This is a genomic window from Pseudomonas sp. NDM (assembly GCF_003105095.1).
Taxonomy (GTDB): Bacteria; Pseudomonadota; Gammaproteobacteria; order Pseudomonadales; family Pseudomonadaceae; genus Aquipseudomonas; species Aquipseudomonas moraviensis_A.
In genome coordinates this window covers 21,346-32,009 of record NZ_QETJ01000048.1, presented here as the reverse complement: position 1 = coordinate 32,009, position 10,664 = coordinate 21,346, and the positions used below count along the sequence as shown (strand labels likewise).

Annotated in this window: 9 protein-coding genes; all 9 read right to left on the bottom strand. The window is 61.6% G+C overall.

The annotated features are described in order from the left end of the window. Positions 1–146 precede the first annotated feature (146 nt). Positions 147–1,058 carry a UDP-3-O-acyl-N-acetylglucosamine deacetylase gene (lpxC, locus tag DCO47_RS12700; RefSeq protein ID WP_007916984.1) on the bottom strand — a complete coding sequence of 304 codons (912 nt, stop codon included), beginning with the start codon at positions 1,056–1,058 and terminating at the stop codon, positions 147–149. 112 nt (positions 1,059–1,170) lie between these two features. Continuing rightward, entirely contained in the window at positions 1,171–2,367 is a 1,197-nt protein-coding gene (ftsZ, locus tag DCO47_RS12695) for a cell division protein FtsZ (RefSeq protein WP_016773283.1), read from the bottom strand. 103 nt (positions 2,368–2,470) lie between these two features. Then, positions 2,471–3,730 carry a cell division protein FtsA gene (ftsA, locus tag DCO47_RS12690; RefSeq protein ID WP_016773282.1) on the bottom strand — a complete coding sequence of 420 codons (1,260 nt, stop codon included), beginning with the start codon at positions 3,728–3,730 and terminating at the stop codon, positions 2,471–2,473. A gap of 15 nt (positions 3,731–3,745) precedes the next feature. Next, the gene (locus DCO47_RS12685; protein ID WP_039761388.1) at positions 3,746–4,612 is read right to left on the bottom strand and encodes a cell division protein FtsQ/DivIB; all 867 of its coding nucleotides are present in this window, start codon (positions 4,610–4,612) and stop codon (positions 3,746–3,748) included. A gap of 4 nt (positions 4,613–4,616) precedes the next feature. Then, positions 4,617–5,591 carry a D-alanine--D-alanine ligase gene (locus DCO47_RS12680; RefSeq protein WP_016773280.1) on the bottom strand — a complete coding sequence of 325 codons (975 nt, stop codon included), beginning with the start codon at positions 5,589–5,591 and terminating at the stop codon, positions 4,617–4,619. Then, on the bottom strand, positions 5,588–7,048 hold the full coding sequence (murC, locus tag DCO47_RS12675; protein ID WP_116658199.1) for a UDP-N-acetylmuramate--L-alanine ligase: 1,461 nt from the start codon (positions 7,046–7,048) through the stop codon (positions 5,588–5,590). The genes DCO47_RS12680 and murC overlap by 4 nt, the downstream gene beginning before the upstream one ends. After that, positions 7,041–8,111 carry an undecaprenyldiphospho-muramoylpentapeptide beta-N-acetylglucosaminyltransferase gene (murG, locus tag DCO47_RS12670; protein ID WP_065616617.1) on the bottom strand — a complete coding sequence of 357 codons (1,071 nt, stop codon included), beginning with the start codon at positions 8,109–8,111 and terminating at the stop codon, positions 7,041–7,043. Before murG ends, murC begins: the two co-directional genes overlap by 8 nt. Beyond that, positions 8,101–9,318 (bottom strand): putative lipid II flippase FtsW, encoded by a 1,218-nt coding sequence (gene ftsW, locus DCO47_RS12665; RefSeq protein WP_016773276.1) that lies wholly within the window; start codon positions 9,316–9,318, stop codon positions 8,101–8,103. The genes murG and ftsW overlap by 11 nt, the downstream gene beginning before the upstream one ends. Beyond that, positions 9,315–10,661 carry a UDP-N-acetylmuramoyl-L-alanine--D-glutamate ligase gene (murD, locus tag DCO47_RS12660; RefSeq protein ID WP_042608373.1) on the bottom strand — a complete coding sequence of 449 codons (1,347 nt, stop codon included), beginning with the start codon at positions 10,659–10,661 and terminating at the stop codon, positions 9,315–9,317. The genes ftsW and murD overlap by 4 nt, the downstream gene beginning before the upstream one ends. Between the last annotated feature and the right edge of the window lie 3 nt (positions 10,662–10,664).

Genomic DNA, 10,664 nt, shown 5'->3' with positions numbered 1-10,664 from the left:
AGCAGGCTCACTCCTACAATTGGAATGCGTTCCCCCTGTAGGAGTGAGCCTGCTCGCGATAGGGCCATCCCAGGCAATACAAAAACCACAGGTATAAAAAAAGGCCATCCGAGGATGGCCTTCAAAAAACTAGAGAGGTTTTTTACTTACACAGCCGCTACAGGGCGCATGTAAGAGATCGGTGCGGTGCTGGCGTCTTCGAACGTCACCACTTCCCACGCATCTGTCTGCTCAATCAATTTGCGCAGCAGCTGGTTGTTCAGTGCATGACCGGACTTGAAGCCTTTGAACTCACCAATCAGGCTGTTGCCCAGCAGGTACAGGTCGCCAATCGCATCGAGGATCTTGTGCTTGACGAATTCGTCTTCATAACGAAGACCGTCTTCGTTCAACACGCCATCGGCGTCGACCACGATCGCGTTTTCCACGCTGCCGCCGAGTGCGAGGTTGTGCTTGCGCAGGTACTCGATGTCACTCATGAAACCAAAGGTACGGGCGCGACTGACTTCTTTTACGAACGAAGTGCTGGAAAAGTCCACGCTTGCACTTTGGGTGCGGTCCCGGAATACCGGGTGATCGAAATCGATCTCGAAGCTCACCTTGAAGCCTTCGAAAGGGACGAAAGTGGCGCGCTTGTCGCCGTCTTCCACTGTCACTTCACGCAGGATGCGGATGAATTTCTTGGCGGCGTCCTGTTCTTCCAGGCCTGCCGATTGAATCAGGAATACGAAGGGTCCAGCGCTGCCATCCATGATCGGGACTTCGGACGCGGAGAGCTCGACGTAGGCGTTATCGATGCCCAGGCCAGCCATGGCCGAGAGCAAGTGCTCTACCGTGTCCACTTTGACGTCGCCATTGATCAGCGTCGTCGACATAGTGGTTTCACCGACGTTTTCCGCGCGGGCAGGAATCTGCACCACAGGGTCGAGGTCAGCGCGACAAAACACAATGCCAGTGTCGACAGGCGCAGGCTTGAGGGTCAGGTAGACCTTCTCACCGGAGTGCAGGCCTACACCTGTGGCACGGATAATATTTTTCAGTGTGCGTTGTTTAATCATGGCTTGGGCCGCTTCAGCGCAAATTGCGAACTGGTATCAACAAAGGCTGGCGATGATAGCAGACCATGCCTTTGCTGAACACCAATCACCTTCATAGCCCTGATACATTCCATCAATCGGCCTGACGACGCAGGAATGCCGGAATGTCCAGGTAGTCCAGGTCATCCTGCGGATTCATCTTCGCGGCAGCCGCAGCACCGGCCTGAGCCTGGTTGCGCATGACGGTCGGACGGTCCAGATCACGGTAGTTCACCGCAGGCTGCTCCTGACGGGCCGGAGCCGGTTGTTGCACCTGAGCCGAAGCCATGGAGGTGTGAACGGTGTTGTCGATAACCTTCACAGGCTTCTCGATCTTCGCGCCCAGACCGGTGGCAACCACAGTCACGTGCAGCTCGTCGCGCATGTCCGGATCGATAACGGTACCGACCTTGACCATCGCGTGCTCGGAAGCGAACGCTTCGATGATCGAACCGACGTCGGAGTACTCACCCAGGGACAGGTCAGGACCGGCGGTGATGTTCACCAGAATGCCGCGTGCGCCTTGCAGGTTGACGTCTTCCAGCAGCGGGTTGCGGATTGCCGCTTCGGTGGCTTCACGTGCACGGTTCGGACCGCTGGCGCAGCCAGTGCCCATCATCGCCATGCCCATTTCGCTCATCACGGTACGTACGTCGGCGAAGTCGACGTTGATCATGCCCGGACGCTTGATGATGTCGGAGATACCGCGCACGGCACCGGCGAGTACATCGTCAGCCTTGGCGAAAGCCGACAGCAGGCTGGCGTCCTTGCCGAGGATGGTCAGCAGTTTTTCGTTCGGAATGGTGATCAGCGAGTCGACGCTTTCCGAGAGCATGCGGATGCCTTCGTCGGCGATCTGCATACGCTTGCGGCCTTCGAACGGGAACGGACGGGTCACGACCGCAACGGTCAGGATGCCCATTTCCTTGGCCACTTCAGCGATGATCGGCGCCGCACCGGTACCGGTACCCCCGCCCATGCCAGTGGTGATGAACACCATGTTGGTGCCGGCCAGCACTTCAGCGATGCGCTCGCGGTCTTCCAGAGCGGCTTGACGGCCGACTTCAGGGTTTGCGCCGGCGCCCAGGCCTTTGGTCACGCCAGTGCCCAGTTGCAGGATGGTCCGCGCGCCGATGTTTTTCAGCGCTTGAGCATCGGTGTTGGCGCAGATGAACTCAACGCCTTCGATGTTGCTCTTGACCATGTGATTGACAGCGTTGCCGCCGCCACCGCCGACACCGATAACTTTGATTACCGGGCTTGCGGGGATGTTGTCTACGAGTTCGAACATTTTCCCTCTCCTTACATTCTCTAGTTTTTTCGCCTACTGCTGTTTGTAGCGGTGTATCTACTGCAGTTGCTTGCCGCTTGAAGCTTGTCGCTCCAGGCTGCTTTTAAAAATTGCCCTGAACCCACTTTTTCAAGCGGTCCAGCAGCGGCGCCTGAGGCTCTTCGCTGCTGTAGCTGTCGCGGCTGCCGATGCCGGAGAACGAAACTCCGTCGGACTGTTTTTGCAGGCCGTACATCAATAAACCGACGCCAGTGGAATAAATCGGGTTGCGCACTACGTCATCCAGACCTTTCACGCCATGCGGCACCCCGAGGCGTACCGGCATGTGGAAGATTTCTTCGGCCAGTTCGGTCGCGCCTTCCATTTTCGAGGTACCGCCGGTGAGCACGATGCCCGCCGGGATCAGGTCTTCGTAGCCGCTGCGACGCAGCTCGGCCTGAATCAGGGTGAACAGTTCGTCGTAACGCGGCTCGACCACTTCGGCCAGGGCCTGACGCGACAGTTCGCGCGGTGGACGGTCGCCGACGCTCGGCACCTTGATGGTTTCGCCGGCACCGGCCAGTTTCGCCAGGGCGCAGGCATAGCGGATCTTGATTTCTTCGGCGTACTGGGTCGGGGTGCGCAACGCCATGGCGATGTCGTTGGTCACCTGATCACCGGCAATCGGGATCACCGCGGTGTGACGGATCGCACCTTCGGTGAAGATCGCGATGTCAGTGGTGCCGCCGCCGATGTCGACCAGGCACACGCCCAGTTCTTTCTCGTCATCGGTCAGCACCGAGTAGGCCGAGGCCAGTTGCTCGAGGATGATGTCGTCGATTTCCAGACCGCAGCGACGCACGCATTTTTCAATGTTCTGTGCGGCGTTGACGGCGCAGGTGACCACGTGAACCTTGGCTTCCAGACGCACGCCGGACATGCCCAGTGGCTCACGCACGCCTTCCTGGTTATCGATCACGTAATCCTGCGGCAGGGTGTGCAGCACGCGCTGGTCAGCCGGAATCGCCACGGCCTGGGCGGCGTCGAGCACACGCTCAAGGTCGGCCGAGCTGACTTCGCGATCACGGATCGCGACGATGCCGTGGGAGTTCAGGCTGCGAATGTGATTGCCCGCCACGCCGACGAAAGCCGAGTGAATGCGGCAGCCGGCCATCAGTTGGGCTTCTTCGATCGCACGCTGGATCGACTGCACGGTGGATTCGATGTTGACCACCACGCCCTTCTTCAGGCCGCGGGACGGATGCGTGCCGATCCCGACGATTTCCAGCTGGCCGTCGTCCGCGACCTCGCCTACCAGCGCCACCACTTTGGAGGTGCCGATATCCAGACCGACGATCATTTTGCCGCTTTGCACGTTTGCCATGGGTCCTGCCTCTTCTTAATTCTTTGCGACAGCGGGTTGGGCTGTCGTCGGCGCTACGGGTTCCCGCCAGCCAACAGCAAGGCCGTTGGCGTAGCGCAGATCGATGCGCGCAATGTTCGTAATCTGCTCTTTCAGCGTCTTGTCATAGATGGCGATGAAGCGGCGCATCTTTTCCACGAGGTTGCCGCGTCCCAGCAGCAACTCGATGCCGGGGCCGGAACTGCCGGCACCGGTGGTCAGGAACCAGCTGCCGCGTTCACGCAATTCCAGGCGTGCAATCGAAAAACCCAGCGGGCGCAGCATCTGGCTCAACACCTGATACTGCTGCATCACCTGCTGCTGAGCCCGTTGTGGGCCGAACAGCTGCGGCAGGTGTTCGTAGTTCGCCAGTTCCTTGGGCGTGAACGCCTGGCCCTGGTTGTTGAGCAGCGACTCGTCGCCCCAGCGCGCCACCGGCAATTGCTCTTCGAGACGGATCACCACTTGGTCCGGCCATACCCGGCGCACTTCGGCGTGGGCGATCCACGGCATCTGTTCCAACTCGGTACGCATACCGGCGAGGTCGATGGTGAAGAAGCTCGACGCCACGAACGGTGCGATCCGCTGCTGCACCGCCTGCTGGCTGATGTAACTCAAGTCGCCCTGCACCGCGATCTTGCTGATCGGCCGGTCGGCATACGGCAGCAAACGCTGCGCACCTTCATAGGTGCCAAAGCCCAGTGCTACCAGCAGCACCGGCCAGAACAAACTTTTCAGAAAGCTGAAATTGGCTTTCGGCAGGCGCGCGGACATCGGCTCTTTCGCCACCATTCGGCTGGCACCCCGCGGCACCGGCTTGCGGCCGGGTGCGGGTGGCTGATGTCTGAGATGAGCGCCTTGCATGGTCTTAACCTCGCGCCTCTGTTGCGCCTGCGTCTTCAACGCTGGCGGCCAGAATGGCCAGAACCAGTTGCTGGAAATCCAGACCGGCAGCCCGCGCCGCCATCGGCACCAGGCTGTGATCGGTCATGCCCGGTGCGGTATTGACTTCAAGGAACCAGAACTGCCCGTCGGCGTCCTGCATTACGTCCGCCCGGCCCCAACCGGCGATACCCAGCGCCTCACAGGCCTTGGCCGTGAGCTCCATGAGTTCCTGTTCCTTGGCCGCGTCCAGTCCGCACGGAATGCGGTACTGGGTATCGTTGGCGATGTACTTGGCGTCGTAATCGTAAAATGTGTGCGGTGTACCCAGGGCGATAGGAGGCAACACCTGGTCACGCAGGGTGGCGATGGTGAACTCCGGACCTTGAATCCATTGCTCGACCAACACTTGCGAATCGTAGGTACTGGCCGCTTTCCATGCGTCGATCAACTCGGACGCAGAATTCACTTTGGCCATCCCGATACTTGAACCTTCATGCGCCGGTTTGACGATCAAAGGCAAGCCCAGTTCCGTCGCTGCCGAAATACAATCGGCTTCGCTGCAAAGTACGGCGTGACGCGGCGTCGGAATCCCGAGGCTGTGCCAGACCTGCTTGGTGCGCAGCTTGTCCATCGCCAGTGCGGAAGCAAGAATGCCGCTGCCGGTGTACGGGATGCCGGCGCACTCGAGCAGGCCCTGCATGCTGCCGTCTTCACCGCCGCGACCGTGGAGAATGATGAACGCGCGGTCGATCTTTTCGCTGAGCAGACGCTGCAGGAAGTCTTCGCCCACATCGATACCGAACGCATCCACGCCAGCGCTTTGCAGCGCCTCGAGCACGGCGTTACCGGATTTCAGCGACACCTCACGCTCGGCACTCAGGCCGCCGAAGAGCACGGCGACGCGGCCGAAGTCTTTCGGCGCGATCGTGGAAAACAGCTTGGCGTAGGCAGCAGTCATTTCAACTTCCCCTCGACCGACGCCGCCACGGCGCCGGCGAACAACTCACTTTTCAACAGTTTCGGTGCGAGACTGCCGATATCACCGGCGCCCTGGCACAACAGAATGTCGCCGGCACGCAGCAGCGGCTTGACCAGCGGCGCCAGATCGACACCACGCTCGATGTAGATCGGGTCGAGCTGACCGCGCTGGCGGATGCTGTTGCACAATTTGCGGCTGTCGGCGCCCGGGATCGGCTCTTCGCCGGCCGGATAGACTTCCATCAGCAGCAGCACGTTGGCATCGGCCAGCACATTGACGAAGTCGTCGTACAGATCGCGGGTGCGGCTGTAACGGTGCGGCTGGTAAACCATCACCAGACGACGCTCCGGCCAGCCACCGCGCACGGCTTTGATCACCGCAGCGACTTCGGTCGGGTGGTGGCCGTAGTCGTCGACCAGCATCACGTTGCCGCCGTCCACCGGCAGTTCGCCGTAGACCTGGAAGCGCCGACCGACACCCTGGAAGCCTGACAGGCCCTGGACAATCGCTTCATCGCTGACGCCTTCGTCGGTGGCGATGCAGATGGTCGCCAGCGAGTTGAGCACGTTGTGGTTGCCGGGCATGTTCACCGACACGTCGAGCGGCTCGCGATCCGGGCGCAGCACGGTAAAGAAGGTCTGCATGCCCTGCTGACGCACATTGATTGCGCGCACATCGGCGTCTTCGCTGAAGCCATAGGTCACGGTCGGACGTTTAACCAGCGGCAGGATCTCCCGCACCACCGGATCGTCCAGGCACATCACCGCCAAACCGTAGAACGGCAGGTTGTGCAGGAATTCGACGAAGGTTTTCTTCAGTTTGTTGAAGTCACCGTCGTAGGTCGCCATGTGGTCGGCGTCGATATTGGTGACCACGGCCACCAGCGGCTGCAGGTGCAGGAAGCTCGCATCGCTTTCGTCGGCTTCGGCGATCAGGTAACGGCTGGTGCCGAGCTGAGCGTTGGTGCCCGCTGCATTCAGACGACCACCGATCACGAACGTCGGATCCAGACCACCGGCCGCGAACACCGAAGCGATCAGGCTGGTGGTGGTGGTTTTGCCGTGGGTACCGGCGACGGCGATGCCGTGGCGATAGCGCATCAGCTCGGCGAGCATTTCTGCGCGCGGTACCACTGGAATGCGGCGCTCAAGCGCGGTCGCGACTTCCGGGTTGGACGTGTTCACTGCGCTCGACACCACCAGCACGTCGGCGGTAGCGGCGTTCTCGGCACGGTGACCGATGAAGATCTGCGCGCCGAAGGTTTCCAGGCGCTCGGTGACCGGCGACGCTTTCAGGTCGGAACCGGAGACTTGATAGCCCAGGTTCAACAACACTTCAGCGATACCGCACATGCCCACGCCGCCGATGCCGACGAAGTGGATGCGCCGGATGCGGCGCATTTCCGGTTGTGGCATGGCTTTCTGATTCTCAACCATGGGCCACCTCCAGACAGGTATCGACCACGCTACGGGTGGCATCGGGTTTGGCCAGTCGGCGGGCCGCTTGGGCCATTGCTTCGAGTCGTTGCGGTTGCATCAAGACCTCTGTCAGGCGCGCGGCAAGATCCGCGGCACCAGTCGTTCTTTGCGGCATCAGGAAGGCAGCGCCTTCGCGGGCCAAATAATCGGCGTTGCGGGTCTGGTGATCGTCGATCGCATGGGGCAAAGGCACCAGCATCGAGGGCAGACCGGCGGCCGCCAGCTCACTGATGGTCAGCGCGCCGGCGCGGCACACCACCAGGTCAGCCCAGCCATAGGCCTGGGCCATGTCTTTGATGAACGGCTGCACCTGCGCGTCCACGCCCGCGGCGCGGTAACGCTCGGCAGTCACTTCATCGTGATTTTTGCCGGCCTGATGGAACACTTCCGGGCGCAGGTCGACAGCGACTTGGGCCAGGGCTTCAGGCAGCAATTTGTTCAACGGTTCTGCGCCCAGGCTGCCGCCAAGGATCAGCAAACGCGCTCTGCGCCCGGCCAGCGCCGGTCGCGATGTCTCGAGGAACAGCTCGCTGCGCACCGGATTACCGGTGGTACGGCGGCTGTCCGACAGAGTAAAGGTGTCGGGGAACGCTTCACACACTCGGGCGGCGAACGGCACCAGCAACCGATTGGCGGTGCCGGCGACAGCGTTCTGCTCATGAACGATCACCGGCACGCCAGCCAGTTTCGCGGCAAGGCCACCAGGGCCAGTCACATAACCGCCGAAACCGACGACGCATACGGGCTTCAAGCGGCGCATGACCGCCCGCGCCTGCCACACCGATTTCAGCAGCATCAAAGGCGCCTTGAGCAGCGACAGCTTGCCCTTGCCGCGCAGACCGCTGGCGTTGATCCGGTGCAGTTCAAGCCCTGCCGCCGGGACCAGTTCGTTTTCGATGCCGCGTGGTGTGCCGAGCCAGTGCACGGTATAGCCGCGCGCCTGAAACTCGCGGGCACAGGCCAGCGCCGGGAACACGTGGCCGCCGGTACCGCCGGCCATGATCAATACGTTAGCGCCCATGAGTCGGCTCCTCGGCGAAGTCGCTCTCCTGGAATTCCATCTCTTCACTGCCCAGGTGGGTTCGACTCTCCCACTCGATGCGCAGCAACAGGCCGAGACAGGCGCAGCAGATCACCAGCGAGCTGCCGCCGTAACTGAGGAACGGCAAGGTCAGGCCCTTGGTTGGGAGCAGGCCGACGTTCACCCCGATGTTGATCAGGAACTGACCGATCCACAGGAACGACAAGCCGTACGCCACATAAGCGGCGAAGAACTGTTTGGCTTTCTCCGCCCACAGGCCGATGTACATGCCGCGAATACACACGAACACGAACAGCGCGACAGTGCACAGCGAACCGACCGCACCGAGCTCTTCGGCGAGGACCGAGAACACGAAGTCGGTGTGTGCTTCCGGCAGGTAGAACTGCTTCTGCACACTGTTGCCCAGGCCGACGCCCAGCCACTCGCCGCGACCGAAGGCGATCAAGGCTTGCGACAGTTGATAACCGGCGCCGAACTGGTCGGCCCACGGGTCGGCGAAGTTGGTCAGACGCGCCATTCGATAGGGCTGCATCTGGATCAGCAACACCACTGCGCCGACCGCCAGCACCACCATTAGCGAGAAACGGAACAGTCCGACCCCGCCAAGAAACAGCATCGCCGCCGCCGCGCCCATCATTACCACGGTGGCACCGAAGTCCGGCTCCATGAGCAACAGACCGGCCATCGGCAGCAGGACAATGAACGGCTTGAAGAAGCCCATCCAGCTCTCGCGCACTTCTTTCTGCCGGCGCACCAGATAGCCGGCGAGGTAGATCACCACGAACACCTTGGCGATTTCCGACGGCTGCACGTTGAAGAAGCTGAAACCGATCCAGCGCATCGAACCGTTCACTTCTCGTCCGATGCCGGGGATGATCACCATCACCAGCAGGCCGAACGCACCGATCAGCATCATCCAGCCGAGGCGCTGCCAGGTGGCGATCGGGATCATCATGGTGACGATGCACGCGCCCAGACCCAGCACCACATAAATAAGGTGGCGAATCATGTAATACAGCGGACTGCCCGACTGCGCCGCCGCCACTTCGGTGGACGCCGAGGCAATCATGATCAGGCCCAGGCCGAGCAGCGCCAGGCACCCGGCGAGCATCGGGAAGTCGAGGTCGATGCCACGCCCGGTGATCAGCGGCGACGGGTACGGCTTGATGATGTTTCTCAGGTTCATGCCAGTTCCTCCACAGCGCGGACGAACTGGTGACCACGGTCTTCGTAATTCTTGAACATGTCGAAACTGGCGCAGGCCGGCGACAGCAGCACCACGTCACCCGGCTGGGCAGCGGCGCGGCATTGCTCGACGGCGTCGACCAGCGAGGTCGCGCGGATCAACGGCACGGCATCGCCAATGGCTTCGCCGATCTTGTCCGAGTCGCGGCCCATCAGCACCACGGCGCGGCAATTGGCGGCGACCGGATCGCGCAGATCGTTGAATTCGGCGCCCTTGCCGTCACCGCCGGCGATCAGGATGACCTTGCCGTCGATGTCCGCACCCAGGCCTTCGATGGCAGCCAGCGCGGCGCCAACGTTGGTGGCTTTGGAATCGTTGTAGTAGGCCACGCCGTCGAGATCACGCACCCACTGGCAGCGGTGTTCGAGTCCGGTAAACGTGCGCAGTGCCGAGAGCATGGCGTCGAACGGCAGGCCGACGGCGTGACCCAATGCCAAGGCTGCAAGAGCGTTGGACTGGTTATGTGCGCCGCGAACTTTCAACTCACGCACCGGCAGCAGGTTCTGGAATTCGAAGGCCAGATACTTCTCGCCATCTTCTTCGCGGATACCGAACGCTTTGAAATCCGGTTTGCTCAGGCCGAAGGTCCAGCAAGGCTGGCCTTCGCCGATCAATGGGCGGCTGAGGGCATCCTGACGATTGACCACGAACTGCTTCGCGCCACGGAAGATCCGGTGCTTGGCCAGGTGATACGCCGGCAGACCGCTGTAGCGATCCATGTGGTCTTCGCTGATGTTCAGCACGGTGGCGACTTCGGCGTTGAGCTGGTCGGTGGTTTCCAGCTGAAAACTCGACAGCTCCATCACGTACAGCTCGACGTCGTCGCTGAGCAGGTCCAGCGCCGGGGTGCCGAGGTTGCCGCCAACAGCGACGCGCTTGCCGGCCGCAGCCGCCATCTCGCCGACCAGCGTGGTCACGGTGCTTTTCGCGTTGGAACCGGTGATTGCGACGATCGGCGCCCGCGCGTTACGCGCGAACAGCTCGATGTCGCCGGACATTTTCACGCCACGGGCCGCGGCGGCTTGCAGGGCTGGGGTCGCCAGCGCCAGGCCGGGACTCACGTAGAGCTCGTCGGCACGGCAGAGGAATTCGACGTCCAGCTCGCCACAACGCACTTCCACGTGCGGATAGTCACGCTTGAGCGTGGCCAGTTCCGGTGGATTTTCCCGCGTGTCGGCCACGGCAAACGACGTGCCCCGGTTCGCCAGGAAGCGAACCAGGGACATGCCGCTCTTGCCGAGGCCGACAACGATGCGGAAGTGGTCAGAAGCGATCAGAGACACTCG

What these genes read in the sequence shown, in the direction of transcription:
- ftsA (WP_016773282.1), bottom strand. Translation starts at nt 3,730, where the DNA reads ATGGCAAACGTGCAAAGCGGCAAAATGATCGTCGGTCTGGATATCGGC.
- DCO47_RS12680 (WP_016773280.1), bottom strand. Translation starts at nt 5,591, where the DNA reads ATGACTGCTGCCTACGCCAAGCTGTTTTCCACGATCGCGCCGAAAGAC.
- murC (WP_116658199.1), bottom strand. Translation starts at nt 7,048, where the DNA reads ATGGTTGAGAATCAGAAAGCCATGCCACAACCGGAAATGCGCCGCATC.
- ftsZ (WP_016773283.1), bottom strand. Translation starts at nt 2,367, where the DNA reads ATGTTCGAACTCGTAGACAACATCCCCGCAAGCCCGGTAATCAAAGTT.
- murG (WP_065616617.1), bottom strand. Translation starts at nt 8,111, where the DNA reads ATGGGCGCTAACGTATTGATCATGGCCGGCGGTACCGGCGGCCACGTG.
- ftsW (WP_016773276.1), bottom strand. Translation starts at nt 9,318, where the DNA reads ATGAACCTGAGAAACATCATCAAGCCGTACCCGTCGCCGCTGATCACC.
- lpxC (WP_007916984.1), bottom strand. Translation starts at nt 1,058, where the DNA reads ATGATTAAACAACGCACACTGAAAAATATTATCCGTGCCACAGGTGTA.
- DCO47_RS12685 (WP_039761388.1), bottom strand. Translation starts at nt 4,612, where the DNA reads ATGCAAGGCGCTCATCTCAGACATCAGCCACCCGCACCCGGCCGCAAG.